Raw genomic sequence first — 26,312 nt, 5'->3', positions numbered from 1 at the left:
GGATTAGAGAAATATCATGGACTTTAATGATTTACTCAATTTAATGATTCAACAAAGTGCATCTGATTTATTTGTGACTGCAGATGTTGAACCTTCAATGAAGATCAACGGTCAAATTGTGCCTGTTTCAAAGTCTAAACTCTCAGGTGAAGTCGTTGGTCAGTTACTTCATTCAATTATGTCAGATAAGCAGCGTAAAGAATTTGCTGAAACAAGAGAGTGTAATTTTGCGATCGTCAATCGTGAGAAAACAGCCCGTTTCCGTGTAAGTGCCTTTCAACAACGTGATATGCCTGGAATGGTTTTACGTCGTATTGAAACTGTCATTCCAACCATGGATGAACTCAAGCTCCCTAGTGTGCTAAAAGAACTCGCCATGACCAAACGCGGTATCATTATCTTTGTAGGCGCAACAGGTACAGGTAAATCAACCTCATTAGCTTCGATGATTGGTTACCGTAACCAAAATTCAAAGGGTCATATTATTACCATTGAAGACCCAATTGAATTCGTACATCAACATGCGGGTTGTATTGTCACTCAACGTGAAGTCGGGATTGATACAGATTCATTTGAAGTCGCATTAAAAAATACGCTTCGCCAAGCACCTGATGTGATCTTGATTGGTGAGATTCGTTCTCGAGAAACCATGGACTATGCGATTGCTTTTGCGGAAACAGGTCACTTAGTACTTGCAACACTACACGCAAATAATGCGAACCAAGCACTAGATCGCATTGTCCACTTCTTTGAAGCAGATCGCCATCCTCAATTGCATATGGATTTATCACTTAATCTCAAGGCGATGGTTGCTCAACAGTTGATTCCAACGCCAGATGGTAATTCACGTCGTGCAGCAATTGAGATTCTGATTAATACACCACTTTTGGCAGATTACATACGCAAAGGTGAAGTACACGAAATCAAAGATCTCATGAAGCGCTCTCGTGAGTTGGGTATGCAGACTTTTGACCAAGCATTATTTGATTTATATAAAGCAGGTGAAATTACGTATAAAGATGCTCTGAAGCATGCTGACTCGCCAAATGACTTACGTCTCACAATTAAACTTTCAGAAGAAGGCACAGATCAGTTATTGAGTGCGAGCCGAAATATTACCTTTGATGGTCAATAATTCAAATTAAGCCATTAAAAAAGGAAGGTTTTTTATAACCTTCCTTTTTATTTGTTTAATTTTAGTAAAGTACTAAGCTTTAACTAAATCAAACTCATTTTTTACGATAAGCATCTTGGCATTCAGAATCACTACAATAACCGTATAAGTTTAATGAATGACCTGTTAAGGCAAAATTATGCTGATCTGCAACAGCATGTTGCTCTTTCTCAATAATATCATTCGTAAATTCAACAACTTTGTTGCAATTTAAGCAAACAAGGTGATCATGATGATCTTCTTGCATGATTTCAAAAACTGAATGATTATTTTCAAAATGATGACGTTGGATAATGCCAGCCGCTTCAAATTGTGTTAACACTCGGTAAACAGTTGCTAAACCAACATCTTCACCTTGTTCAAGCAAAGTTTTATAAATATCTTCAGCACTTAAATGATGTTGTTTTGAATTTTCTAACAATTCCAAAATCTTAATACGAGGAAGGGTGACTTTAAGTCCAGCTTTGCGTAAGTCTTGATTGGAAATAGGCATTTAAAAAGGTCTCTCAACAAATCTTAAGTTGGAATAGGCAATAGAGTTTAGATGCAGTATGATCTATCCTTGAACCAAATGCATCATCATTTATCAGGATAGTGTAGCAAAATGCAAAAAATCATGCTGGCGTTATTCGTCACTTCAGTACTTAGCGGTTGTTCAGTCTTTGGTGTTTATAAAGTCGATATTCCACAGGGAACACCATTAACTAAAGCACAAGCATCACAAGTACAAGTCGGCATGAGCTTTCAGCAAGTCCGTTTCTTACTGGGTAGTCCAACTGTTACAGATCCATTAAATCCATTACGTTGGGACTATATCTACAACTACACACCAGGTACTTATGCTAAAAAAGCAAAAATACCGGCAGTGCGTGGTCAACACTTAAAAGTTTATTTCGATGCGAATGGTAATGTAGAACGTCTAGAAGGTTTAGATACGATTCCCGAATCACAACCTGGTTTACCAGCATCAAAAGAAGCGATTCTGACTGCGCCACCACTATAAATAGTTTCCCAAAAAAAGAAACCCCTCACCGAATCATTCGTGAGGGGTTTTATTTATGAACTTGATGGTCTGAAACGATTACCCTTAATAAAACGTCCAACGGGGTTCTTTGCGGCACGCTTGCGTCGAATATCTTTAGGATTAATCGTCAATGGACGATAAATCTCTACTCGATCACCCACTTGTAAAACAGTATCTACCTCAATCTTGCTACCAAATACACCAAGATTTAAAAGCTCTGGAAGTTTTACCTGTTCTGCTAAACCACTTGCATCAATCGCTTGTTGTGCAGTCATTCCTTCATTGAATGGAACGGCAATCATAAATTGCTGTTCAGGTGTCGCAAATGCAACCCAAACCTGTTTCTGTTCCATTATAAAACTTGCCCAATAATTGCGACAATCGCAATCAAAATTGAAAGCGGTAAAACTAAACGTACCGCAATACGCCATACGTTATAAAATAATTCGTTACTAAAGCCCATGGCCTTACGAAGATGGCTAATCTTCATAACCCAGCCTGCAAAAACGGCATAAATTAAACAAATCACTAATCCCCAAATCATCAATAGAGTATTAAAAATTTGGTCAACTTGTGGCACAGCCCAAACTGCAATTGCCGCGAGAATAATGCCCCATTGAATAATGATTGCAAGTTGGCGTTGTGCTAACTGCTCTTTAGCACATTGGATCAATAATGCAGCAGACATTATCGCAGCAAAAACCCACGCTAATGCTGGAAGTTGCGCTTGGGTAGAGAAGAAACCAAATGCAATGACAGCAATAAGCTGCGCGACCCAGATCGGAAAGACTGAACTTGTGACCGCTTGTTGTTTTTTCACTGTCGCTAAGCTACTTTGCCAATACAATCCTAGACCTAGACCACTTGCGACTAAAGCGAGCACTGTAGCATTGCCCCACTCTTTAAACTCAATACCTGTCCAGTTCCAAGTCGTTAACTGAGTGCCCATCACATTTGCACCAATAAAAGCAGCAATGACTCCAATTGTTGTAAGTCCAATTAAAAATTGGCGCGGTATAAAAGATAAACCAAGCGCTATAACGGCAAAAACTGCGAAAAAGATTTGAACAGGAAGATCTAATCCAAGCTGCTCAGTCACAATGTGAGCAGAGGTATTTATCATACTGCCTGCAAAGAAAGGAACAAAAACAACAGCGAACCAACCTACTAAACGCCATTTCGGGGAAGCATCAGCATCACGCGTTAAAGTAGAAAGTGCTTGTAACGCGGTCATCTGTGAACGTTTCGCTAAGGCAATTTCAAGAAAACCAATCGGTAGTGCTAATAAAAGCATGGTTCCAAGCCACAATAACCAAAAATCAAATTGACGATCAATTTGAATACCCACTGTTGGTGCTAATGTGCTAATCATGACAAAAGATAAGCAAAACGCCATCACTGGTGTAAGCCAGCGTGACAGAGTTGTGTCCTGCATACTGCATTCCTTAAAAAGCTTAGAACTCATTGTGCTTCTTTATGGAGCTTACAATGAAATATTCAATCTATTTTGCCTTTGTCACGTCTGAAAATCAAAACAAAAGATACCCAAAGAAAAAGGCAAATCACCATAGAGATGACCTGCCGCGCCTAATTATTATTATATTAAGTTGACCTCTTATTTTTTACTCATCTTCACCTTATTATTTTTCTACCATAAGAGGTCTTATTGTTATTATTTTATTGTTAAGCAAAGAACCGTGAAAACCAATTCTTGCCTTTTTTCTTTTCATTTTCTTTAATAATGCCAATCATATTTTCTCTTACTGCACCAACATAATCTGCATCATCATGGCGAATATGATTAATTAACCATTTAGAGAGAGCTTCATGCAATTCTTTATCAATTTCATGACCCAGTTCAAAGCGCTCACGATAAGCCTCTATTTTTTTAATAAATAAGTCATGCACACGCTTGTGAGGTACACGATACTTATAGTTTGCTTCTTCTTGTAAACTTTCTTCAAAGGTAAAATGTGATTGTGTATAGTCAATAATATTATCTAATACACTTTTCATTTTTACACGATCATGGGAATATTTTAAATCAGCGATTTCATTAATATAATCCAGAATACGTCGATGCTGATCATCGATTACTTCTATTCCTGTATTATATTCGGTAGACCATTTCATGCCCATATCGATTCCTAAAACCAATGTGATTTATTGAATAAGGACATAATATCGACTAAGTAATTAAATAAAAACACAGCATTTTTGTCAGATTTTAAATATTTTCAATAAAATAAATTAAATTATTGTTTTATATTTATTTAAATATTTTACCCAATCAAAACACTCAAGTATTTTTTAACCAATTTTAAAACCAAACTCAAAATGGAATTTAAATATAAAAAGTTAAGGAATTTATATTATAAAAAAGGTATATATCATGTATTAGTTTTGATTATACCTAATTAATATTGATCTGCTTTGGTGATTCGTTTTAACAGTGGATTGTCTGCTTCTCGAATTAAACGTTCAACACGTGTGAGTGCATATTTAATAGGTTTCCCATGCTGAAATAAAATCATTTCGCCTGGCTGATATGCAGTCCATGATTCATTATGTGTGAGCGGTTCAGTCGTGATAACAGCAACACGATCTTCAGGTGTCGTTACCTCGCTAAAATCTACTTTGACGTCTAAATCAATTAAATGCGCAGGTTGAAATGGATATTCTCTTACTAACCAATGCAGTTTAGTTGTCGCATAACTAAATAATGCTTGCCCATTGGATAGGCAAAAATTAAACGTGCCATGTTCAGCAATTTCAGGTGAAATCCGTTCTAACAGAGAAAAAACTTTCTCTATACACGGTTCTGTATATCCAAACGCTTCAACCATTTGATCTAATAAATAACAAAAAGCACGTTCGCTGTCTGTATTACCGACAGGTTCAAAGCGACCACTAAGCTGAGGATTAAAATCGTGTAGATCACCGTTATGCGCAAAAATCCAATGCCGCCCCCATAACTCACGTAAAAATGGATGTGAATTTTCTAGCGTAATTTTGCCTTGTGTTGCTTTTCGGATATGTGCAATCACATTACGAGATTTAATAGGATAATTACGAACTAAATCTGCAATTGGTGATTCAACTGCAGATTGATTATCAACAAATAACCGACATGCTTTGTCTTCAAAAAATGCGATACCAAAGCCATCACAATGATCAGACGTAACGCCAGCTCGTTGAGAAAATCCACGAAAGGAAAAAGTAATATCTGTTGGTGTAGCGCAATTCATTCCTAATAGCTGGCACATATCTTCTAACTATCTAACATCTAAGCCTATTGTGCATGAAGTTTAGATATCTTGTAAATCTCAATATGTGCTCAGTATTAGACTAACAATGATATAACTATCGCTGCACCATTTTATTCATGACAAAAGAAGTGGCAATTTTGTTAATTTCTAAGAAAACAAAATAATCTAAACATTTGAAATCTTCATCATAAAATGCTTGTTTAGAGAGCTTAGATTGCATACCTAGATATGTATCAAATAATTTTGGCATCCGTTCATCTTGTGGGAAGCTATATTCTGGTCTCTCAGGTTCGAATGCACGTTTTGAACGAATATCAATAATTTGGTGATCACCCAATTGCTGAATCTGACGATGAGTGTAATAGGCACGCGCTAAATTATCTTCAAGATGAATACTGACACATCCCATAAGGTACTTAGCACGCATTGACCACAACACCTTTGGCGCCAAATTTAACCAGAGCATTGATAAGGCTTTTCCAGAACGGAATTGTGGATGTACGCAGGTACGACCTATTTCTAGAATACTTGGCAAATGCGAAAGGTTAGGAACAACATCAAACTCTTTAGCGCTATAGCTTTGCCCAATCTCATGCCCCTGAAATAATTTAAGGCGTGTATAGGCAACAATTTCACCAGTCCATTTCTCACGTAATACAGCATGCTCACAACCAAAGTCATAGAGATCTTGATCGAGACCATCTTCAAAAGAGATACCAAATTGATGAGAGAATTGATTTGCTCTAAAACGTTGTACTTCTTGTAATTCTTTTAGATTGTCCACCCACCCAAACCGAAATTGATTTTGTGATGGTTTTTGGCGTAAAGGTGAAGTTAATGTCTGACGATAATGATTTAATTTTTCTAGCATAATGAAAGCTCCTTATGTCTAGAGTTACCTTAAATCGATTAAATGACATTGAAATGACTATAACGTGAACAGATCATGACGAAAAAAAGACCTTCATGAGGTCTTTTTTAATCGTTAGTGCTTCGCACGATTGGTAATCAGCGTTCCAACCCCGTGGTCAGTAAAAATCTCTAATAATGTTGCATGGGGTACTCGACCATCTACAATATGTGCACTCACGACCCCACCTTTGACCGCGTCTAATGCACAACCGACTTTAGGAATCATGCCACCGTAGATAACGCCTGTTTCAATTAAACGATCTACTTCTTGCGTACTTAATCCAGTTAATAAGTTTTTATTTTCATCTAATACGCCTGTGATATTGGTCAATAGAATCAGTTTTTCAGCACCCAATGCTTCTGCAACTTTTCCAGCGACAAGATCAGCATTGATATTATAAGTATTCCCTTCTTCATCCACACCTAATGGTGCGATCACAGGAATAAAATCACCTTGGGTAAACATTTCCAACACATCGGTTTTAACGCCTGTCACTTCACCGACCATACCCAAATCAATTTGAGAAATTGAGCCATCAGCTTCTTGTTTTTCCATAAGCAATTTACGGGCACGAAGTAAATTACCATCTTTACCTGTTAAACCAATTGCACGACCACCATGTTGGTTAATCAGATTAACAATCGATTTATTGACACTACCACCCAACACCATTTCTACCACTTCCATCGTGGCTTGGTCAGTGACACGCATCCCATCAATACGATCAGACTCTTGTCCTAAACGTTTTAATAAAGAGTCAACTTGCGGACCACCACCATGTACAACAATTGGATTTAAGCCCACTGTTTTTAATAGCACAATGTCACGCGCAAATGAGCTTTCAAGCTCTGGATCAGTCATTGCATTGCCACCATATTTTACAACCAACGTTTTACCTGCAAAACGTTGAATATACGGCAAAGCTTCAATCAAAATTTTTGCTTTATCAATGCCGATATGCTCATGTGGCATGCGTGTCTCCTTATTAAGCTTGTGCGAGTTCTTGTGCAATTTGCGGATATTGCTCTTGCATCATAGAAACAAATTCTTGGCGGATTTCACTTAATCGGCTTGGATTATCTGCATCAAAACGAACTGTGAAATACTCACCCGTATTAGATGCTCGAATAATGCCAAAACCATCATCAAAATCAAGTCTTACACCATCTATTTTACTTAAACGAGCGCCTAAACGATGACTTTGAATTTCAATATCATTTAAAACTTGTTTAGGGTTTATATCATGGGTACTGATATAGGTATCTTCAATACAATAACGTTCAGGGTAAATTGCTAATAATGCAGAAAGGTTTGCTTCGTCTGATTGAGTCAGGTATTCCATGACTCTTAACGCCGCATATAGACCATCGTCATAACCAAAACCACGGCCATCATTAAATACATAATGACCCGCATACTCTCCCCCAAATACGGCATTGCCTTTTGATTGAGATAAATATGCGCGCAAGAAACTACTTCCTGTACGAATCATTTTGGCTTGGCCATGAAGTTTTTGTACCGTCTCAGCCACCATTTGTGAACATTTCACATCAAATACGATTTCTTTTTGAGGATGCTGTTTTAAACAAATTTGTGCGAATAAAGACAATAAGCGGTCTGGACTAATAATATGGGCAAGCTCATCCACAATAACGACTCGATCACCATCACCATCCAAGGCAATACCAATATCTGCTTTTTCCGAAAGAATAGCCGCTTGCAACTGTTTTAAATGTTTTGCATGTGAGGGATCAGGTGCATGATCAGGAAAATTCCCATTGGCTTCACAACGTAAAGCGATAACCTGACAACCTAACTTTTCTAAAACCAACTTTGCACAACGACCTGCTGCACCATGTAAACCATCTAATGCAACTTTTAAAGGGCGTTTTAGCTGAATATCACTTAATAATGATTGTTGATATTTTAAACAAAATTCAGGAATAATATGATGCGATAATTCTTGTAGATCACTATTCTTTTCAATTGTTTCTAACGCAAATTGAGCTGCTAAACCGACCTGTTGAATAATCTCAGGGCTAGGTGGTTCTCCTTGTAAAATCCATTTAATTCCATTATCAGATTTAGGATTATGGCTTGCAGTTACCATAATTCCGTTCCCACCAAAATCACGCGCGATATAGTACATCATGGGCGATGAGCAACATCCAATGTTGGTGACTGTTAAACCCTGTGTTTGAAAAATCTTTTGAATAATATTGGCATAAGTCGGACTCGTTAGACGTGCGTCATACCCAATAACGACTTGATATTGTCCTGCATTTTTATATTGTTGTGCTAAAGCATAGCCAATTGAATGAATTACATGAGGTGTTAAATGATTTAATTTTCCGCGAATATCATAAGCACGAAAAATACTCAGAGGAAATGTATATTTTGTATTCACAGTGAACCCCTATTTTTATAATCATTAGCTGATTCAAAAAAACAGAACAATTAAGAAATTAGTTAACCCTTGTTTAAAAAAATTAAAATAATTTGTCAGCTGCTTTTTAATACAAATCCAAAGAACAATCAATATCAGAAATGCAATGCTTTTAAGCAAAGCATTGCATTTAAATTGATAATGAAAGCAGTATTAGTGTTGACCTGTATGTCCAAAACCACCTGTACCACGTTCAGTCGCAACAAATTCTTGCACTTGTTCAAATTCAGCTTGTACTACAGGAACTAAAACGTATTGAGCCAAACGTTCACCTGGTTCTAATCGGAATGTACTTTGCCCACGATTCCAAACAGAAATCATCAATTCACCTTGATAATCGGAATCAATCAAACCGACCAAGTTTCCTAATACAATACCATGTTTATGACCAAGACCTGAACGCGGTAAAATTAAACCTGCAAAGTTTGGATCTTCGATATAGATTGCTAAACCTGTTTTGACTAAGACCGTTTCACCAGCCGCAATATCAATTGCAGTATCTAAACAGGCACGTAAATCTAAACCTGCTGAACCCGTTGTGGCATAAGAAGGCAACGCCCATTCTTGACCTAAACGAGCATCTAATACTTTAACTTGAACTTTCATTACAACTTCCTACTTACTATTTCTTAACGTTTCAATAATGCTTTTAAATTTGCGAGATATTGCTGAGCTTGCTCTTTCGGATCAACATTCGGTGCGAGTTTCTTTTTACGACCATGCCACTCTAGATCATCTTGTGGTAATTCGTCTAAGAAACGGCTTGGGGTCATTTGACGCATTTGACCACCGTTTTTACGCTGCTCAGCAAGTGTCAAGGTAAGCCCTTGTCGAGCACGGGTAATGCCCACATACATTAAACGGCGTTCTTCTTCGATGGTTTCTGAAGCAATCGAGTTTTTATGTGGTAATAGCTCTTCTTCCAAGCCAATCATATACACATAAGGAAATTCCAATCCTTTTGCAGCATGTAACGTCAATAAGTTCACTTTATCCGTGTCCTCTTCTTCTTGCTGCTGCTCTAACATATCGAGCAATACCAGTTTACGAATCACACTTTCAATATTCTTTTCATCAACATCATCAGTACGATTAATCAGGTTTTGAATACTGGTATATAGACTCTCGATATTGTCAAGTTTGGTTTTTTCTTGAGCAGGTGTTGCTGCTTGCTCACGTACATAATCGATGTAACCCGCTTCGTTGATCATTTGACGAACTTTAGGGACAGGCTCATCATCGTCTAACAATTCACGGGTAAATGTTGCGATAAAATCAGCAAACTCATGTAATTGAGTGGCAGCTTTCTTAGGCAATATCATCGACAATCGCTGATCTGAAGAAGCTGTTAATAACGATAAGGTATTTTCTTGTGCAAATAGTCCCAGTTTCTCTAAGGTGACAGGCCCAATTGCACGCTTCGGTGTATTAATAATTCGTAAGAAAGCACTATCATCTTCAGGATTAATAATGAGACGTAAATAGCTCATCACATCTTTAATCTCAGCACGAGCAAAGAATGATTGCCCACCTGATAATTTATAAGGGATTTGCATTTGACGGAGCTGCGTTTCTAATACGCGTGCTTGGAAATTACCACGATATAAAATCGCATAGTCTTTCCAATTTTTACCATTCATCAATTTATGCGTGATGAGATCTTTAACAACACGTTCCGCCTCATCATCATCATTCAAACAAGTGATCACACGGATATTTTCACCATGTCCTTTATCACTCCACAATTTTTTATCAAAAATATGTGGATTGTTTTCAATTACGGCATTAGCCGCTTTTAGAATACGACTGGTTGATCGGTAATTTTGCTCAAGTTTAATGACTTTTAAATTATGAAAATCTTCTTTTAATAAAGCCATATTCTCAGGCTTTGCACCACGCCATGCATAAATAGATTGATCATCATCACCTACGGCAGTGAATTGCCCCATCACACCAACAAGAAGTTTTACAAGGGTATATTGTGCAGTATTGGTATCCTGATATTCATCTACCAGTAAATAGCGAACACGATTTTGCCATTTGTCTCTGACTTCAGCATTCTCTTGCAGCAAACGTGTTGGCATCACAATCAAATCATCAAAATCAACGGCATTATAAGCGCGCAGATTACGCTCATAGAGTTGATATAAATGTGCTAACTGTACATCATCAACTGTTTCACACGTTGAATGGGCTTGCTCTGGTAAAACTAAGTCATTTTTCCAATCAGAAATTTTCTTCATTGCTTTGGCGATGAGTTCTTTACTTTCTGCGCCCGACATATTATCGCGCTGCATTAAGTCCATCAGAATTCGTTTGCAGTCGTCTGCATCTAAAATCGAAAAATTGGCTTTAAGAGGTAAGTTTTTTAATTCTAAACGCAATAAATTTAAGCCAAAAGTATGGAAAGTCGAAACTGAGAGTCCTTTTGCTTCTTCACGTGACAATAACTTAGCGACACGCTCCTTCATCTCACGTGCGGCTTTATTGGTAAAGGTCATGGCAGTAATACGATGTGCTGGAATACCACATTGCTGTACTAAGAAAGCAACTTTTCGTGTAATCACTGAGGTTTTACCTGAACCCGCACCTGCGAGCACCAACAATGGCCCTTGAACATATTTCATCGCTTCAAGTTGCTTGTCATTGAGTTGACTGGCAGATGACATCTCGTAATACCTCTCACGTTTTCGAGCATGATTATAGACATCTCTGTTTTAGAATCCCAATAGTAAATCTTGGGATATGTATAAATTATGATGCCTTATACAAATAACACGCCATAGCTTGTCGCAAGCTATTCGACACAATAAAAAAACCACCCGAAGGTGGTTTTTTTAAATCAGTAATAATTACTGTTTTGCATAAATGCTAATTTCTACACGGCGGTTTTGTTCTTTACCAGCAGCAGTTGCATTTGAAGCGATTGGATTAGAAGAACCTAAACCTTGTGCATCAATACGGCTACTTGAAACACCTTGGCTTGCTAAATAGTTTTTAACTGATTGAGCACGTGCTTGAGACAATGGGATATTGATTGAATCATTACCGGTATTGTCTGTGTAGCCAGTAACTAAGATTGCGCTCTTGTTATCTTCAGCTAAAGTTTGCGCCACTTTGTTTAATGTACCGTAGAAGTTTGGTTTGATGTTTGATTTATTGGTATCAAACGTGATGCTACCCGGCATGATCAATTGAACAGAACCATCTGGATTACGACTTACATCAACACCTGTACCTGCCATTTGCTCACGTAATTTTTTCTCTTTGTTATCGAGATATAAACCACTTGCACCACCAAGAATCGCACCGATTGCAATTGCACGGTTGTTTTGGCTGCTGCTACCGTTATTAATACCTTTAGAAACACCGTAACCAGCCGCCGCACCAATTAATGTACCTAAAGCAGCTTTGTCGTATGAAACACCGCCGATATCATTACCTTGTCCGCTCATTGTTTGGCAACCAGAAAGTACCAATCCAGCCCCTACCAATGTTGAAATTACTAATGCACGCATTGCGTAGCTCCTGTCTATGTATTTTGTTGTCTGAACAAATAATGAATGAGAAAATCAAGCCAGACCATTGATATTTTGTTAATAACAAACAGTTTATTTATATTTTTGTAATATTTTGATGCACTTTTCTTGATCTTATACTCACATTCTCTCCACTGTTTATCATTTTGCATAAAAATACACTTATGAGAAATAAGTCACATTATTAAAAATTAAGTAATCATCTAAGTCTTCTATGGTAAAAATTTTAATTTCCCAGATTTTGTATCTATAAGTACTGGAATATATGAAAATTGTGAACATTTAAAAATATACAGTTGTATTTAAATATCAGTTGTTTATAGTTAAAAGGATTGTTTTATCGAAAATTAGCACCCAAGGTTTGATTTATGTCTACCACAAATAAAAAAGTATCGTTATTAGAAAGGGTAACTAAAGGACTTACTGTTGGTTCTGTAATCACAGGAAGTACTTTTTTACATGGTCCTCCTGTTCTTGCTCTTGGTTTTACAAAATTATTTAAAAAATCAAAAAAGGTAGATGAAACCAATATTCAGTTGGCGAATAGTTGGATTGGGGTAAATAATCAACTGATTGAAAAAGTCTTACCAAATCTTAAATGGGAAATTAGTATTGATGAAAAGCTCGATCTGAATTTACAAGGTCGTTATATGATGATTTGTAATCATCAAAGTTGGGTTGACACCACAGTAAATCAATATTTTGGTCTCACACGTATGCCACTCACCCGCTTCTTTACCAAGTGGGAACTCATCTTTATTCCTTTTGTTGGGCAAGCCTTTAAGATTTTGGGTTTCCCAATGATGAAACGTCACTCAAAGGAACAAGTGGCTAAAAACCCAGAACTGAAACATCGCGATATGTTAGAAGCACGTAAAGCCTGTGAACAATTATTAAGTCAGCCTTTTACACTACTCAATTATCTTGAAGGCACTCGCTTTACCGCAGAAAAACAAGCAAAACAGCAATCACCCTACCAAAACTTACTTAAGCCAAAAGCAGGTGGCTTGGCATTGGCTTTAAACATCTTAGGCGATAAGATTGATGCTTTGGTTGATATGACAATTGTCTATCCTGATGGTGCACCAGATTATGGTGATTTCTGGCTAGGCGATGTTTCACGTATTGCTGTGGATTTGCGTAAAATAGAAATTCCAGATTGGGTACTGGGTGGAAATTATGAAGATGATCCAATCTACCGCGAACGCTTCCAGCAATGGGTCGACCAAATTTGGACAGAGAAAGACCAACTGATTTCACAAATGAAATCTAAATATTATCAATAGTCTGATTAGGAATTGACTCACCACATGACTCAGCAGGACTCAAAACAAAACTCTAAATATAACCTTGTAAATCCAAACAGTAAGTTTTTTAAACTGTTTCTGGTTTATGACATTTTCATGGTGTTTATTATTGTTTTTAATTTGTTCTGCTTAGGCATGAACTTTTTTTTAATGAGTAATATTGGCGAATGGTTTTTTAATACGATCCATTTAGCCGGTGTACTTGAATTCTATCGTAGCTATCTGCACCCTTGGGTGATTATCACCGAAGCATGGTTTATTATTTTTTTAATCACTGAACTTGCCGTGCGATGGGCAATTGCGATTGTGAATAAACACCATGCTCGTTGGTGGTTTTTTCCATTTATTCATTGGTATGAAATCTTAGCGATTATTCCCCATTTACGTTTTCTACGTTTATTCCGCGCAGGTATCATTGCCTATCGTTTACATGAACTAGGTTATAAAGTCGTTCCAGATAATATTCGAATTAAGGCACTTTTTTATTACAGTGTCGTTATGGAAGAATTGTCAGATCGTGTGGTGATTACAGTTATAGATGGCGTCCGACAGGAGCTAGAAACCAGTTCAAGTCATAAAGATATTATTCATGAGTTAGTAGATCATCATCGTCAATTATTTACCGTTGCCCTTTCTTCTATATTGCAAGAATCTTTAGCAAAAACGTTACAAGCACAACAACCGATCATTACGCAAAAAGTAGGGATTATTGTTAATCAAGCCATTGAAGATACGCCTGAGCTAACTCAATTATTACGTCTAATCCCAATCGTAGGTGGTCGAATTGAACAGCAAATTCAAAGTATAGGGCAACGTTTGGGTGAAAATATCAGTGCAGGTTTAATTGAGCCGTTTACTAACGGATCTGTAAATCAACCCAATGAGAATTATTTATTTATTGCAGAAAAAGTCAGTGAATTGAATATTGATAATAAATACTTAGAAGAATTGGTCGAATCAGTAGTATTTGAAAGTCTTGCAGCCATACGAAAACAAGTCAAAGTCAAACAATGGCAGCAAACTTTACGTGAATATGATCAATTGGATAAAAAAGTAGAATGATTACAAGAAAATTTACCAATCTAGCTAGAGAATTCCTGTAATTTGTTCTAGCATTTGCTTTTATTTACAACATGCTTTAACACAATAGAGTGCTTAAAAAAGCCCTTAAGGATAAATTATGGCTGATATACGGATTACGGGCAGAATGGTGAATTTTAGTCGATTAACATTCGACACAAATGACCATAATGCGATCCGCCAGCAACTTACAAGCACCCTCAATGAAGGTTCTTATCTTGGAACATTAGTCATTATTGACAGTACCGTTGAACAAGAGCTGATTGCCTTAATTCAATTGCTGATTGATCTTGGGTTACAGCCAATGGCGGTAATTGATGGAATTTTAGGTGATGAAGCTCGGGCGATTCAATTTCCTGTACTGCCTGCTGATCAACCTTTACAGCGTATCAAAGCATCAAAAGAGCAAGTCGTTGTTCAAGCACCTGAAAAAAATACTGAAACTCAAGAAATACAAACACCACAAAAACAAACACCGACTACGCATATCACCTCGTATCATGATGAGATTTTGCGTACTGGACAATGTTTGGTACAGGAGCAAGGTGATATTATCTTGAATGCGGGTATGAATAGTGGCTCTGAAGTCATTGCGTCTGGAAATATTCACATTTATGGCAATGCTCGTGGTAGAGTCATTGCAGGCGCAGGTGGGTACACTTCAGCTCGAATTTTTTGTCATTCACTAGAAGCAGAGTTAATCTCGATCGCAGGGACATATTGTGTGGCAGATGATATTCCTAAAGATATGATCAAAAAACCCGTACATATTTATTTAAATAACAAGCAAGAGCTTGAATTTGAAGCCTTACAGTTTTAATTTTAACTTGTTAAACACCCAAAAAGCCCTTTTAGGGCCGTATGACCATAAATAGGAGTGGATTCGGTGGCCAAAATTGTTGTCGTAACGTCAGGCAAAGGTGGTGTAGGTAAAACTACAACAAGCGCATCTTTTGCAACAGGTTTAGCCCTACGTGGTCATAAAACTGTTGTAATTGATTTCGATGTAGGTTTACGTAATCTCGATTTGATCATGGGCTGTGAACGCCGTGTCGTTTATGACTTTGTCAATGTCATCAATAATGAAGCTCGCTTACAACAAGCCCTGATTCGTGATAAAGAAATCGAAAACCTATACATTCTTCCAGCATCTCAAACACGTGATAAAGACGCTTTGAGCGATGAAGGTGTTGCACGTGTCATTGATGAACTATCTCAAGAGTTTGATTACATCATCTGTGACTCACCTGCGGGTATTGAGCGTGGCGCGATCTTGGCAATGTATCATGCTGATGAAGCAATCATTGTGACAAACCCAGAAATTTCATCAGTACGTGACTCTGATCGTATTATTGGTATGCTTGATAGTAAAACTAAAAAAGTTGAACACAACGAAGGCCGTATCCGTAAACATCTCTGTATCACACGTTTCAACCCTGAACGTGCTGACAAACAAGAAATGTTAACGATTGATGATATTTCAAAAGATATTTTACGTGTTCCGACTTTGGGTGTTATTCCTGAGTGTCCAAGCGTACTTCAAGCATCGAACGAAGGTAAGCCCGTAATTCTTTATGATGGAACTAAAGCTGGGCAAGCCTATGATGATTTAGTCGCTCGTTTCCTAGGCGAAGATCGTCCTTATCGACACATTACAGTACAGCCAAAAGGTTGGTTAGCTAGACTATTTGGAGCGTAATTATGGCTGGATTCTGGAGTAAACTTTTTAGCAGTGATGAAAAACCATCAAGTGCACAAACTGCCAAAGATCGTTTGAAAGTTATTGTTGCATCTGAACAAGGTTTAGGTCGTCGCTTAAGCCAAGACAAAATTGACCAAATGAAAAAAGAAATCATGCAAGTGGTCAGTCGTTACGTTCGTGGTGTAGATGAACAACACATTCAAATGCAAGTTCGTTCAGAAGCAAATATCGAAATGTTAGAAATGAATATCAATTTACCTGAAGATCGATAGAAGTTTTTTCATTAGCGATTTTTCGCAAATAAAGGCAAAATACATCGCGACTGAACAAGGCCATGCTTTGTTAATTATTCAGTCCCGTATTTTGCCTTTATTATTTTAAGACTGAGGAGATTGTCATGGCATTATCACAGCCAGCAACTTTCAATGAAGAATGGTCAGATGAGCGTGTTTTTGCCTACCTCAACCAACTTCCACCAGCAGATGTCAATGCTGACTTCCATGTGCTCTATCATGCTTTCAAACATATGCGTCCTTTCGACTATGAGCGCTTGATCACCAAATTTTTAGCTGATGGTCGTGATTTAAATGCGACTAATCCTGAAGGACAGCGTATTCATGACGTGATCGCTCAATTTCCACGTCAAAAAGACGGCTTCTTAGAAGTATTAGCAAAATTTGCTTAAGATAAAAAAGCCTGCTTAAAGCAGGCTTTTTTATCTCTTTATTTTATCGACTACCAATCAAATAAACGCCCAGTAAGGTAAAAATCCCACCAGAAATACCATCAATCCATTTTGCAAAATTTTGATATGCTGTTCTGAATGTAGGCAATGAGAATACAAACGCTACCACTAAGAACCACAGCAAGGTCTCTATCGCAATAATAATAAAAAGCAAAGAGTGATGCTGATCAAATAAAGGATTGGCTAAGAATAATGAAAATACACTGCCAAAATAAATCACTGCTTTAGGATTCGATAAGTTAGTGAGTAAACCTTTCATAAAAAATAAATAAGGCGACTGAGGTAATACTATCTGTTTGATACTTTGCTCACCTTTTGAAAAAGCTGAACGAAGCATTTGGTATCCCAACCAACATAAATATAAACCACCAGCGACTAAAAGGCCTTGTTTTAGCCAAGCCATCTTTTCAAAAATAATATTCAGTCCCATCAATGCTAAAAGTGACCAAACCATTGCCCCCAAGCAAATACCAAATGCAACCAATACCGCATCCTTACGAGAACGGCTGACAGCAGTTTGAGAGACTAAGAAGAAATCAGGTCCTGGAGTGATAAGCGCACAAAAATGAATAAAAATGAGTGTACATAATGCAACAAACATGGCTCACCCTTTAGCTTGTATTTTTAAACAATAAGCTTAAATAAAAAACGTGATTATTACTATATAAAATTGATAAACCTATAACAATAAAGCCCCTAAAGAGGGGCTTTATTAGTGGAATATTCTTATTAAACGAGAATATCACGTTTGCCGTTAGCTCCCATTGAACTTACGATCCCGTTCTCTTCCATTTGATCAATAATTCGTGCAGCTCGGTTATACCCCAAACTAAATTTACGTTGTAACGATGATGTTGAAGCCTTGCGCGTTTCAAGTACAAAAGAAACACACTGATCATAAAGTGCATCACGATTAGGATCACCATCACCATCTTCAAAACCACGTGAGGTTGGTTCTTCATCAAATGGGGTTAAGATTTCATCAACATAATCAGGCTCACCACGTTCACGCCAAGCGTCACAGATGCGGTTCACCTCATCATCACTAATAAACGCACCATGCACACGCTCAGGTTCGATTTTACCTGGTCCTAAGAATAGCATGTCACCGTGCCCTAATAGATCTTCTGCCCCACCTGCATCAAGGATTGTTCGAGAGTCAATTTTACTATTTACACGTAATGCAACACGTGTTGGGATATTCGCTTTAATCAAACCTGTGATGACGTCAACTGAGGGACGTTGTGTTGCAAGTAGTAAATGAATACCTGCTGCACGAGATTTCTGTGCAAGCCGAGTAATCATCTCCTCAGCTTTTTTACCAACCTGCATAATCATGTCGGCGAATTCATCTGCAACAATCACAATCGATGGTAAAGGAGCTAATCGCGGTGCACGCTCCCCTACAACTGAATCACTAGCTTTCCAAGTTGGATCAATCAAATCTTCACCATTGGCAATCGCTTCTTCCACTTTGCGGTTATAGTCAGCCAATTTACGAATTTTTAGAAAAGACATTAGTTTATAACGACGCTCCATTTCATTTACACACCAATTCAATGCGCTTACAGCATCTTTCATATCAGTAACAACAGGTGTTAATAAATGTGGAATATCATTGTAGTTAGCTAATTCAAGCTGTTTTGGGTCAATTAGAATTAAACGCAATTGATCAGGCGTGTATTTTAACAACATTGATAAAATCATTGAGTTAACAGCTACTGACTTACCTGAACCAGTTGTTCCCGCAACTAACATATGTGGCGCTTTGCCCAAATCAGTAATCACAGGATTACCTGAAATGTCTTTACCCATCGCCATCGAAAGTAAACCCGCTGGGTCTTCAAATGCAGGTGTCTTTAACAACTCAATCAGTCGAACCATTTCGCGGCTGCTATTTGGGACTTCAATGCCGATATAAGGTTTTCCAGCAATCACCTCAACCACACGAACAGATGCCATTGACATTGAACGTGCTAAGTCACGCGAAATATTGGTCACTTTAGATGCTTTTACACCTGGTGCAAGATCTAGTTCAAAACGTGTCACGACAGGCCCAGGTTGAGCCTCCACCACTTGAGCTTTGACGTTAAACTCTTGCAATTTAATTTCTAGCAGTTCAGACAAACGAGCTAATTGTTCAGCTGTAAAGTTCACCTTTTTATTCGGATCTACTTCGTCCAATAATTCTAAACCTGGCAAAGTTGGTAAATCACGACGTTTTTGAGCCACTTGCATCGCACGAGACATCGGACGACCAAATGAGTCTGTTAACGGCGCGTCTAAATCAAAATCATCTTCGATATCAAAATTTTCTTCAACTTTACCCGCAGTTTCTTGCCATGCTTCAATAAATGCTTCTTTTGATAAACTCTCTTTAGGTGTTTCAATCTCAATAGGTGCTTTTACAAAAGCCGAAGACTGCGCATAGCTCGGAGTTTGCAATACAGATTGCTGTTGTTTGTCTTCAATGAACAAATCTTCAAATTCATCAAAGCCTTCATCCAAAATACTTTGCTTATCGTCAGCGATCATGTTTTTGATCGTATGATGCGACTGAACTACCGTTGCTTGCGGTACAGATTGAACGTCTATTGAATCTAACTCAATATCAAAGTCAATTTCATCACTTTCATTTTTTGCCGTTGATCGCGTTTCTTGAATAAATGGCTTATGTACATCCGTAGCCGTTTTACTATTGGGAACAGCAGCCAATAATTCATCGAATATTTGGTCATCATTCCAATCGACTGGACTCTGATGAGGACGTTGCTCTACAGAAGAAACTTCCGTTGCTGCGTGTACATATTGAGATGAAGGATTTATAGCATCATCTGCCGCTCGCAAAAGTGCATCAATTTCTTGTTTATGGCTCGCATCATCATGTTGTAATGCACGCCATACTTCACCTGTTTGAATTAAACGCTGACTATCGGCTGCAAGTTGATGTGCTTGTTTTAAAGTTTGCTCAAAATCTTCTGTTGATAATACTTCTTGTGACTGAACACTTTGCTGCTCTTTGGCAACAACATCAGCAAATAGTTTTTCGGCTAATAATTGATGATGTGCATTGTCTGTCGATGCTGTTTTAGCTGCAATGCTGTGCTGTGTACTTTGGGCTGTATCATTCGCCTCTACAATATTTGAATCAGCAGCTTGGACTGGAGCTTTTTGCTTTATAGTTGGTGTTTCTGTTGAGGCTAATTGTTCAGTCAAATCATAAGCAGATTCGTGTTGAGGTATATTTTTATAGAACAAATCTTGTAAATATGCTGGCGTATTTTTTAATGTCGCCCAAGTTTTATTCCATTGAATACCAAAAGCTAAAGTGAATAATAAAATACTAAAAGCAAATAAAAAAAATGTTGCACCATAAATGGTTAAAAGCTGAGAAAGGCTCTGACCCAACTCATAACCAATAATGCCACCTGTTGCATTTTCTAAAGTATCTGCTGGAACATTCCAATGTAGATACAACAAACTAGAAATGGACAGAATCAAGAAGAACTGTGCTGCATAACGGAATGGGCGATTTAAAAAACTTCTAGGCCACCATACTTGAATTGCTTCGATAAATAGAAATAAAGGAATGAACAAACTTGCCCATCCTAAAAAACCGAATAACAAGTCTGCAATCCAAGCACCTGCAACACCACTTGCATTTGAGACCTGTTGCGTATCACTGGAAATATGCATCCAACCTGGATCAAAAGGTGTGTAGGTTACTGTGGCAAGAAATAGATAAATGCCAAAAGAAATCAAAAATAATGTCATTAAAAAGCGTTGTGCATAAACACTTGACACCGCAGCCATATACAGTCCTGTAACCCAATTTGTTATTTGTAGGTATCGATTAAGGTCTAACTGACCTTGATCAATAAGTTTTATATTATGCACTCGTTCTTACAAAAAAGATGCACGATTGTTTACTGTTGTTGTTAACATCCATTGTTGTTGCAAACATTGATGAAATATCAGTAAATGCTCTCCATGATATAGCTCAATTCGATTAAGTATATCAATATTATCCAACCCACTCCCCTGTGGATTCACGTATAATTTTAAAAGTTTCAATATAAAAAGGATGTTCTTTAATGAGCGCTCGTCACTCACGGTTAATTATTTTGGGTTCTGGTCCTGCAGGTTATAGCGCGGCAGTTTATGCAGCGCGTGCCAACCTTAAACCGACACTGATTGCAGGCTTGCAATTAGGTGGTCAATTAACAACGACCACTGAAGTTGATAACTGGCCTGGTGACCCTGAAGGATTAACTGGTCCTGTGTTAATGGAGCGTATGCAAGCTCATGCAGAACGTTTCGGTACAGAAATTGTCTATGATCACATCAACGAAGTAGACCTTAAAACGCGTCCATTTGTGTTAAAAGGTGATATGGAAGAGTACACTTGCGATGCTCTTATTATTGCTACAGGCGCAACAGCACAATATTTAGGTCTTGAATCTGAAGCTGCATTTATGGGTCAAGGTGTAAGTGCTTGTGCGACTTGTGATGGTTTCTTCTATAAAAACCAAAATGTGATGGTTGTAGGCGGTGGTAATACGGCTGTTGAGGAAGCGCTTTATTTATCGAATATCGCTGCTCACGTTACTTTGGTTCATCGCCGCGATAGCTTGCGTTCTGAAAAAATCTTACAAGATCATCTCTTTGCAAAAGAGAAAGAAGGTAAGATCAGTATTATTTGGAATCATCAAGTAAATGAAGTTCTAGGTGATAAAACAGGTGTAACTTCTGTTCGCATTCAGTCTACACAAGATGAAACAACACAAGATATTCAAGTACAAGGTCTCTTTGTTGCAATTGGACATAAACCGAATACAGGAATGTTTGATGGTCAATTAAACCTACGTGATGGTTATATTCAAGTTCAAAGTGGTACTTCAGGCAATGCAACAGCCGCTTCTATTGAAGGCGTATTTGCCGCAGGTGATGTAGCAGATAGTATCTACCGCCAAGCAATCACTTCAGCAGGTTCAGGCTGTATGGCTGCTTTGGATGCTGAAAAATATCTCGACAATTTGAAGTAATCTCTATATTCCCTTGCGTTGACAATTTAGAATAGATTGTCAACGCGCTCTAGTTGCGTTAATTTAGAATCATTCTTATTCACTTTAGCAACTATGCAAGCGCTGCCTTTATCAAAATATATTTTCCCAGATCCTATTGAAGCCGATCCAGAAGGACATGGCTTTATTTGTATTGGCGCAGACTTATCACCTGCTACATTATTTGAGGCCTATACACATGGTCTCTTCCCTTGGTTTAACGAAGATGAACCAATTTGTTGGTGGAGTCCTGAGCCACGCTGCATTATTGAGCCACATGCATATAAACCCAGTAAATCATTAATTCGAAATATGAAAAAACATGATTATCGGATTACAGTGAATCATGCTTTTGAAGATGTAATACGCTCATGTTCACTCCCCCGTAGCTATGCAAATGAAACATGGATTAGTGAAGATATAATCGAAGGCTATTGTTCTCTATTTAAGGCGGGTTATGCCTACAGCATTGAGGTCTGGCAACAAGAAAAATTAGTTGGTGGACTCTATGGCGTAACGATAGGTAAAGGCTGTTTTGGTGAATCGATGTTTAGTACAGAAACAGATGTCTCTAAAATGGCTTTCTATACACTCATGTTGATCGGTCAAGAAAATCAGCTTCCTTGGATTGATTGCCAACTGGTCAATGATCATCTTTTAAGCTTAGGTGCGCGTACACTTTCTCGCCAAGTCTACCTAAAATCGTTACAAGATGTAATTATTGCCCCCTCTATCAATTGGAAAAGTTATCAAGAACGTGTATTTTCAAGTAAAACAATAGCAGTTTTTGCAAAATTAGACGGTTAATGGATTAACACCTTGGAGGGAGATTAATGAAATCATACCAACCCAAGTCCCTTTTAAATGACTTACAGTACTATATAACACCGCCACACGACTGCAGTTATCTCGATAACAAATCAGCTCGAATGGTATTTTTAGATCCAATTCACCGTATTGATGTGGTGACATTGTCTGAACTTTCGCGTGTCGGTTTTCGACGTAGTGGTGATTTTGTCTATCGACCAGAATGCCATTTATGTCGCCAATGTTTGTCTTGTCGCGTTCCAATTCAAGAATTTAAAATGAATAGTAGCCAGAAGAAGGCATGGAAACGTAATCAAGATTTAAAAATGAGTATTTTGCCAACTTCGCAAGCCACTCAACAGCATTATGATTTATATGAGCGTTATATTAACGAGCGTCATGCAGATGGCGATATGTATCCAGCAACATTAGATCAGTTTGAAAAATTCCTCGTTCACAGTTGTACAGAAAGTTTTTTCATTGAACTTTGGGATGATCAGAAACTTATTGCCGTTTCTACTTGTGACTTAATGGATGATGGTCTCTCTGCTGTATATACTTTTTTTGATCCTCAAGAACAACGTCGTTCACTTGGTGTTTTTGCGATTCTTAAACAAATTGAATATGTCAGCACTTTAAATTTAGATTACTTATATTTAGGCTATTGGGTGCCTCACTCAGCTAAAATGAACTATAAATCACAATATACGCCACTGGAATTATTATTAGATGGACAATGGCGTCGCCTTAACCGCCCACTCTCAGAAAAAGAGATTCATCAACTTGGAAATTCATTAATGACGACACTACCATCGGAGTGGGATAACTTAATTATTAAATAAAGCAGCAAAATCATCAGTGCATGTTTTGACCATAATCACAGCATGCTCTTTTGTACCATCTAAATTTGGATAATAATTTTTGCGTAAGTCTATTTGATGAAAATCCGTTTTTTCATACAAACGAATTGCAGCAAGATTGCTTTCACGTACTTCTAAAAAAATTTGAATCGGATTATTTTTTAAAAGTTGAATTGAATAATCTAACAACTCGTATCCAAGACCTTTGCCCTGTTGGCTTGGATGAATCGCCATCAGTAATAAATTGGCCTCATCTAGAACAGGCTGTAAAATACAGAACCCAACAACCTGATTCGACTGCTCATAGACCGTGCACTGATAGGAAGCTAAAGATTCTTGAAATTGTTGTTTCGACCAAGGATGTGTTTGTACTAAGCGCTCAATTGCAACAACACTGTCTAAATCGCTCTCTTGCATCAATCGAATCACGATCTATCACTCTATAAAATATTGATGCAGATTATCAGCAATTTGATTGTAAATTTGAATAAAAAAATGGGCAATTTTAATTGCCCATTTTAGTTAACTTAGATTAAAGCCTAATTCAGCGCGCCATTTATTCAATAATGCTGTTGTATCATCATCATTCGGATGGAATTTTGGTCTTAAAAATGCCAGTAACGTTGGAATTTGACGTGTCATAAAACCTTTATAGCCATACATGAACTTGAACATATATTTGGTATCTCGCCATGTAAGTCTGCCATCAGTTTGTAAAAGAGTCGCAGTGAAATATGATTGGGTAATAAAAATTAAACCCATTGCAATCACTAAAGCTAATGAACGCATAAAATATGCTTTAAATCCTTGCCCATACATCGCTTCATAAACGTCAAATGCCACCGCTTTATGCTCATTTTCTTCAACTGCATGCCACATCCATAAATGGTACATAGTCTCATCCATAAACATGGATTGAATATCTGGGTTAGACAATAGTTCTTCAGCAATCGTTGATGTAAAATGCTCCAAGGCACAAGTACCCGTTAAACCAATCATCTCTTTTGTAAAACCAAATGGTTTTAATAATTTAGTACTTATAGCAACGCCATACTGAATCACTTTACCTGTTTGTGCCTCCAATTTGCGCACATCATAACCATAAGCTTGAGCAGCTGCATTAAAAGCCAAGTGTTCCTTTGAATGCATTGCTTCTTGTCCAATAAAAGCACTAATTTCTTTTTGTAATCGAGGATCAGCAAGTTTTGGATCATTTCTAACTGCACGGGTACTATTCACAAAAAATTGTTCACCCTCTGGAAACAGTGCTGAAAGTGCAGTCATAAAATGAGTTAAAGCAGCATCTCCATTTGCCCAATACCGTGGAACTTCGCCAAACTCAAAATCCATTCGGCGTACTGGAAAACTTGCACCTGCACGATTTGAAATATTTGCTTTAGCATTCATGCTGTTGACTCCTTTTAAATGGAAAATTTCCATTTAGTACTTTTGTTCATTTTCTTGTGTTTTATATTACGGTTTTATTGCGATGAATTAAGTGCAGTTTAGGACAGCAAGGTATCAGTTTAGGACACAATTAAGGATAGATTGTCGAACAATACACATAAAAAAACACCCCAAAGGGGTGTTTTTTTATCACTCTAAGCGATTATGCAGTTACTTTAGCAACAACACCAGCGCCTACAGTACGACCACCTTCACGGATCGCAAAACGTAGACCTGGGTCCATTGCGATCGGGTGGATTAACTCTACTGACATCTCAACGTTGTCACCAGGCATAACCATTTCTACGCCTTCTTGTAACTTGATTGCGCCAGTTACGTCAGTTGTACGGAAGTAGAACTGTGGACGGTAACCGTTAAGGAATGGAGTATGACGACCACCTTCTTCTTTAGAAAGTACATATACTTCCGCATCGAATTTAGTGTGTGGCTTGATTGTACCTGGTTTAGCAAGTACTTGACCACGTTGTACGTCTTCACGCTTAGTACCACGTAGAAGAACACCACAGTTCTCGCCCGCACGACCTTCGTCAAGAAGTTTACGGAACATTTCTACACCAGTTACAGTCGTTACAACTGTGTCACGGATACCAACGATTTCAACTGATTCGCCAACTTTAACGATACCAGATTCAACACGACCAGTTACCACCGTACCACGACCAGAGATAGAGAATACATCTTCGATTGGCATTAAGAATGCTTTATCGATTGCACGCTCTGGTTCTGGGATGTAAGAGTCAAGCGCTTCAACAAGTGCAAGAACTGATTTCTCACCATATTCACCATCATTGCCGTTCAATGCTTGAAGCGCTGAACCACGGATGATTGGAGTGTCATCACCTGGGAAGTCATAAGTAGAAAGAAGTTCACGAACTTCCATTTCTACTAATTCAAGTAATTCTTCATCATCAACAAG

General features: G+C 37.9%; 27 protein-coding genes. 11 read left to right on the top strand and 16 right to left on the bottom strand.

From position 1 onward, the window contains the following. The first annotated feature begins 16 nt into the window (after positions 1–16). A complete protein-coding gene (locus M5121_RS11650; protein ID WP_005158228.1) occupies positions 17–1,135 on the top strand; it encodes a PilT/PilU family type 4a pilus ATPase in 1,119 nt (372 codons plus the stop codon). Between the two features lie 94 nt (positions 1,136–1,229). Here the strand turns inward: M5121_RS11650 and fur are convergent, their stop codons facing one another. Beyond that, positions 1,230–1,667: a ferric iron uptake transcriptional regulator gene (fur, locus tag M5121_RS11645; protein WP_004663428.1), complete on the bottom strand. Its 438-nt coding sequence runs from the start codon at positions 1,665–1,667 to the stop codon at positions 1,230–1,232. A 111-nt stretch (positions 1,668–1,778) separates the two neighbouring features. Between fur and M5121_RS11640 the strand changes: the two genes are divergently transcribed. Next, the gene (locus M5121_RS11640) at positions 1,779–2,177 is read left to right on the top strand and encodes an outer membrane protein assembly factor BamE (RefSeq protein ID WP_004663429.1); all 399 of its coding nucleotides are present in this window, start codon (positions 1,779–1,781) and stop codon (positions 2,175–2,177) included. Positions 2,178–2,230: 53 nt separating this feature from the next. Here M5121_RS11640 and M5121_RS11635 read toward each other — a convergent pair whose 3' ends face one another. The 10 genes from M5121_RS11635 to M5121_RS11590 all read right to left on the bottom strand — a co-directional run bounded on the left by M5121_RS11635 (position 2,231) and on the right by M5121_RS11590 (position 12,344). Further along, a complete protein-coding gene (locus tag M5121_RS11635; protein ID WP_005158232.1) occupies positions 2,231–2,551 on the bottom strand; it encodes an RnfH family protein in 321 nt (106 codons plus the stop codon). Continuing rightward, positions 2,551–3,633 carry a hypothetical protein gene (locus tag M5121_RS11630; protein ID WP_249571271.1) on the bottom strand — a complete coding sequence of 361 codons (1,083 nt, stop codon included), beginning with the start codon at positions 3,631–3,633 and terminating at the stop codon, positions 2,551–2,553. Before M5121_RS11630 ends, M5121_RS11635 begins: the two co-directional genes overlap by 1 nt. Before the next feature lie 248 nt (positions 3,634–3,881). After that, entirely contained in the window at positions 3,882–4,337 is a 456-nt protein-coding gene (locus M5121_RS11625; protein WP_004663432.1) for a bacteriohemerythrin, read from the bottom strand. A 278-nt stretch (positions 4,338–4,615) separates the two neighbouring features. Next, the gene (locus M5121_RS11620) at positions 4,616–5,464 is read right to left on the bottom strand and encodes a class II glutamine amidotransferase (RefSeq protein WP_046739533.1); all 849 of its coding nucleotides are present in this window, start codon (positions 5,462–5,464) and stop codon (positions 4,616–4,618) included. Positions 5,465–5,561: 97 nt separating this feature from the next. Further along, positions 5,562–6,338, bottom strand: coding sequence for a GNAT family N-acetyltransferase (locus tag M5121_RS11615; RefSeq protein WP_249571270.1), 777 nt, complete (start codon positions 6,336–6,338; stop codon positions 5,562–5,564). 114 nt (positions 6,339–6,452) lie between these two features. Further along, positions 6,453–7,352 carry an acetylglutamate kinase gene (gene argB, locus M5121_RS11610; RefSeq protein WP_004663435.1) on the bottom strand — a complete coding sequence of 300 codons (900 nt, stop codon included), beginning with the start codon at positions 7,350–7,352 and terminating at the stop codon, positions 6,453–6,455. A gap of 13 nt (positions 7,353–7,365) precedes the next feature. After that, the gene (locus M5121_RS11605) at positions 7,366–8,787 is read right to left on the bottom strand and encodes a phosphomannomutase/phosphoglucomutase (protein ID WP_249571269.1); all 1,422 of its coding nucleotides are present in this window, start codon (positions 8,785–8,787) and stop codon (positions 7,366–7,368) included. 192 nt (positions 8,788–8,979) lie between these two features. After that, positions 8,980–9,432, bottom strand: coding sequence for a dUTP diphosphatase (gene dut / locus M5121_RS11600; RefSeq protein ID WP_087537162.1), 453 nt, complete (start codon positions 9,430–9,432; stop codon positions 8,980–8,982). A gap of 23 nt (positions 9,433–9,455) precedes the next feature. Further along, positions 9,456–11,495, bottom strand: coding sequence for a DNA helicase Rep (rep, locus tag M5121_RS11595; RefSeq protein WP_249571268.1), 2,040 nt, complete (start codon positions 11,493–11,495; stop codon positions 9,456–9,458). A 183-nt stretch (positions 11,496–11,678) separates the two neighbouring features. Next, positions 11,679–12,344: a YiaD family glycine zipper/OmpA-like lipoprotein gene (locus tag M5121_RS11590; RefSeq protein WP_042891288.1), complete on the bottom strand. Its 666-nt coding sequence runs from the start codon at positions 12,342–12,344 to the stop codon at positions 11,679–11,681. A 389-nt stretch (positions 12,345–12,733) separates the two neighbouring features. Between M5121_RS11590 and yihG the strand changes: the two genes are divergently transcribed. The 6 genes from yihG to M5121_RS11560 all read left to right on the top strand — a co-directional run bounded on the left by yihG (position 12,734) and on the right by M5121_RS11560 (position 17,139). Further along, positions 12,734–13,651, top strand: coding sequence for a 1-acylglycerol-3-phosphate O-acyltransferase, YihG family (gene yihG / locus M5121_RS11585; protein WP_208727740.1), 918 nt, complete (start codon positions 12,734–12,736; stop codon positions 13,649–13,651). A gap of 24 nt (positions 13,652–13,675) precedes the next feature. After that, positions 13,676–14,734, top strand: coding sequence for a preprotein translocase subunit SecA (locus M5121_RS11580; protein WP_249571267.1), 1,059 nt, complete (start codon positions 13,676–13,678; stop codon positions 14,732–14,734). Between the two features lie 118 nt (positions 14,735–14,852). Then, positions 14,853–15,572: a septum site-determining protein MinC gene (gene minC, locus M5121_RS11575; protein WP_178883214.1), complete on the top strand. Its 720-nt coding sequence runs from the start codon at positions 14,853–14,855 to the stop codon at positions 15,570–15,572. Between the two features lie 66 nt (positions 15,573–15,638). Beyond that, on the top strand, positions 15,639–16,451 hold the full coding sequence (minD, locus tag M5121_RS11570) for a septum site-determining protein MinD (protein ID WP_249571266.1): 813 nt from the start codon (positions 15,639–15,641) through the stop codon (positions 16,449–16,451). 2 nt (positions 16,452–16,453) lie between these two features. Next, positions 16,454–16,726, top strand: a complete 273-nt coding sequence (gene minE / locus M5121_RS11565; RefSeq protein WP_004663449.1) for a cell division topological specificity factor MinE — start codon at positions 16,454–16,456, stop codon at positions 16,724–16,726. Positions 16,727–16,851: 125 nt separating this feature from the next. Continuing rightward, the gene (locus M5121_RS11560) at positions 16,852–17,139 is read left to right on the top strand and encodes a PA4642 family protein (protein ID WP_005158274.1); all 288 of its coding nucleotides are present in this window, start codon (positions 16,852–16,854) and stop codon (positions 17,137–17,139) included. 43 nt (positions 17,140–17,182) lie between these two features. Here the strand turns inward: M5121_RS11560 and rhtC are convergent, their stop codons facing one another. Together rhtC and M5121_RS11550 are read right to left on the bottom strand one after the other, a co-directional pair. Further along, the gene (gene rhtC / locus M5121_RS11555; protein WP_004663452.1) at positions 17,183–17,800 is read right to left on the bottom strand and encodes a threonine export protein RhtC; all 618 of its coding nucleotides are present in this window, start codon (positions 17,798–17,800) and stop codon (positions 17,183–17,185) included. Positions 17,801–17,928: 128 nt separating this feature from the next. Continuing rightward, a complete protein-coding gene (locus M5121_RS11550) occupies positions 17,929–21,012 on the bottom strand; it encodes a DNA translocase FtsK (protein ID WP_249571265.1) in 3,084 nt (1,027 codons plus the stop codon). Between the two features lie 281 nt (positions 21,013–21,293). Here M5121_RS11550 and trxB point away from each other — a divergent pair, with 281 nt between their 5' ends. The 3 genes from trxB to M5121_RS11535 all read left to right on the top strand — a co-directional run bounded on the left by trxB (position 21,294) and on the right by M5121_RS11535 (position 23,911). Continuing rightward, the gene (trxB, locus tag M5121_RS11545; RefSeq protein ID WP_178883213.1) at positions 21,294–22,244 is read left to right on the top strand and encodes a thioredoxin-disulfide reductase; all 951 of its coding nucleotides are present in this window, start codon (positions 21,294–21,296) and stop codon (positions 22,242–22,244) included. Between the two features lie 93 nt (positions 22,245–22,337). Next, positions 22,338–23,069 carry a leucyl/phenylalanyl-tRNA--protein transferase gene (gene aat, locus M5121_RS11540; RefSeq protein ID WP_178883223.1) on the top strand — a complete coding sequence of 244 codons (732 nt, stop codon included), beginning with the start codon at positions 22,338–22,340 and terminating at the stop codon, positions 23,067–23,069. A 26-nt stretch (positions 23,070–23,095) separates the two neighbouring features. Further along, positions 23,096–23,911: an arginyltransferase gene (locus M5121_RS11535; RefSeq protein WP_087537153.1), complete on the top strand. Its 816-nt coding sequence runs from the start codon at positions 23,096–23,098 to the stop codon at positions 23,909–23,911. On the opposite strand, the gene rimI is transcribed toward M5121_RS11535, so the two are convergent. The 3 genes from rimI to M5121_RS11520 all read right to left on the bottom strand — a co-directional run. Continuing rightward, positions 23,897–24,358, bottom strand: coding sequence for a ribosomal protein S18-alanine N-acetyltransferase (gene rimI, locus M5121_RS11530; RefSeq protein WP_171287510.1), 462 nt, complete (start codon positions 24,356–24,358; stop codon positions 23,897–23,899). The two genes, M5121_RS11535 and rimI, sit on opposite strands and share 15 nt — an antisense overlap. A 93-nt stretch (positions 24,359–24,451) precedes the next feature. Further along, positions 24,452–25,336, bottom strand: a complete 885-nt coding sequence (locus tag M5121_RS11525) for a metal-dependent hydrolase (RefSeq protein ID WP_249571264.1) — start codon at positions 25,334–25,336, stop codon at positions 24,452–24,454. A 202-nt stretch (positions 25,337–25,538) separates the two neighbouring features. Then, positions 25,539–26,312: elongation factor Tu (locus M5121_RS11520; protein WP_249571263.1), on the bottom strand; the 774-nt coding region annotated here is incomplete at its 5' end.

This window comes from Acinetobacter sp. ANC5681 (assembly GCF_023488045.1).
Classification (GTDB): Bacteria; Pseudomonadota; Gammaproteobacteria; order Pseudomonadales; family Moraxellaceae; genus Acinetobacter.
The sequence above is the reverse complement of the archived record's forward strand: the minus strand, read 5'-3'. Positions and strand labels throughout refer to the sequence as shown.

Excerpts from the sequence above, each read along its gene's own strand:
- M5121_RS11650 (WP_005158228.1), top strand. The coding sequence starts at position 17 with ATGGACTTTAATGATTTACTCAATTTAATGATTCAACAAAGTGCATCT.
- fur (WP_004663428.1), bottom strand. The coding sequence starts at position 1,667 with ATGCCTATTTCCAATCAAGACTTACGCAAAGCTGGACTTAAAGTCACC.
- M5121_RS11640 (WP_004663429.1), top strand. The coding sequence starts at position 1,779 with ATGCAAAAAATCATGCTGGCGTTATTCGTCACTTCAGTACTTAGCGGT.
- M5121_RS11635 (WP_005158232.1), bottom strand. The coding sequence starts at position 2,551 with ATGGAACAGAAACAGGTTTGGGTTGCATTTGCGACACCTGAACAGCAA.
- M5121_RS11630 (WP_249571271.1), bottom strand. The coding sequence starts at position 3,633 with ATGCAGGACACAACTCTGTCACGCTGGCTTACACCAGTGATGGCGTTT.
- M5121_RS11625 (WP_004663432.1), bottom strand. The coding sequence starts at position 4,337 with ATGGGCATGAAATGGTCTACCGAATATAATACAGGAATAGAAGTAATC.
- M5121_RS11620 (WP_046739533.1), bottom strand. The coding sequence starts at position 5,464 with ATGTGCCAGCTATTAGGAATGAATTGCGCTACACCAACAGATATTACT.
- M5121_RS11615 (WP_249571270.1), bottom strand. The coding sequence starts at position 6,338 with ATGCTAGAAAAATTAAATCATTATCGTCAGACATTAACTTCACCTTTA.
- argB (WP_004663435.1), bottom strand. The coding sequence starts at position 7,352 with ATGCCACATGAGCATATCGGCATTGATAAAGCAAAAATTTTGATTGAA.
- dut (WP_087537162.1), bottom strand. The coding sequence starts at position 9,432 with ATGAAAGTTCAAGTTAAAGTATTAGATGCTCGTTTAGGTCAAGAATGG.
- rep (WP_249571268.1), bottom strand. The coding sequence starts at position 11,495 with ATGTCATCTGCCAGTCAACTCAATGACAAGCAACTTGAAGCGATGAAA.
- M5121_RS11590 (WP_042891288.1), bottom strand. The coding sequence starts at position 12,344 with ATGCGTGCATTAGTAATTTCAACATTGGTAGGGGCTGGATTGGTACTT.
- yihG (WP_208727740.1), top strand. The coding sequence starts at position 12,734 with ATGTCTACCACAAATAAAAAAGTATCGTTATTAGAAAGGGTAACTAAA.
- M5121_RS11580 (WP_249571267.1), top strand. The coding sequence starts at position 13,676 with ATGACTCAGCAGGACTCAAAACAAAACTCTAAATATAACCTTGTAAAT.
- minC (WP_178883214.1), top strand. The coding sequence starts at position 14,853 with ATGGCTGATATACGGATTACGGGCAGAATGGTGAATTTTAGTCGATTA.
- minE (WP_004663449.1), top strand. The coding sequence starts at position 16,454 with ATGGCTGGATTCTGGAGTAAACTTTTTAGCAGTGATGAAAAACCATCA.
- M5121_RS11560 (WP_005158274.1), top strand. The coding sequence starts at position 16,852 with ATGGCATTATCACAGCCAGCAACTTTCAATGAAGAATGGTCAGATGAG.
- rhtC (WP_004663452.1), bottom strand. The coding sequence starts at position 17,800 with ATGTTTGTTGCATTATGTACACTCATTTTTATTCATTTTTGTGCGCTT.
- M5121_RS11550 (WP_249571265.1), bottom strand. The coding sequence starts at position 21,012 with ATGGCTGCGGTGTCAAGTGTTTATGCACAACGCTTTTTAATGACATTA.
- trxB (WP_178883213.1), top strand. The coding sequence starts at position 21,294 with ATGAGCGCTCGTCACTCACGGTTAATTATTTTGGGTTCTGGTCCTGCA.
- aat (WP_178883223.1), top strand. The coding sequence starts at position 22,338 with ATGCAAGCGCTGCCTTTATCAAAATATATTTTCCCAGATCCTATTGAA.
- M5121_RS11535 (WP_087537153.1), top strand. The coding sequence starts at position 23,096 with ATGAAATCATACCAACCCAAGTCCCTTTTAAATGACTTACAGTACTAT.
- M5121_RS11525 (WP_249571264.1), bottom strand. The coding sequence starts at position 25,336 with ATGAATGCTAAAGCAAATATTTCAAATCGTGCAGGTGCAAGTTTTCCA.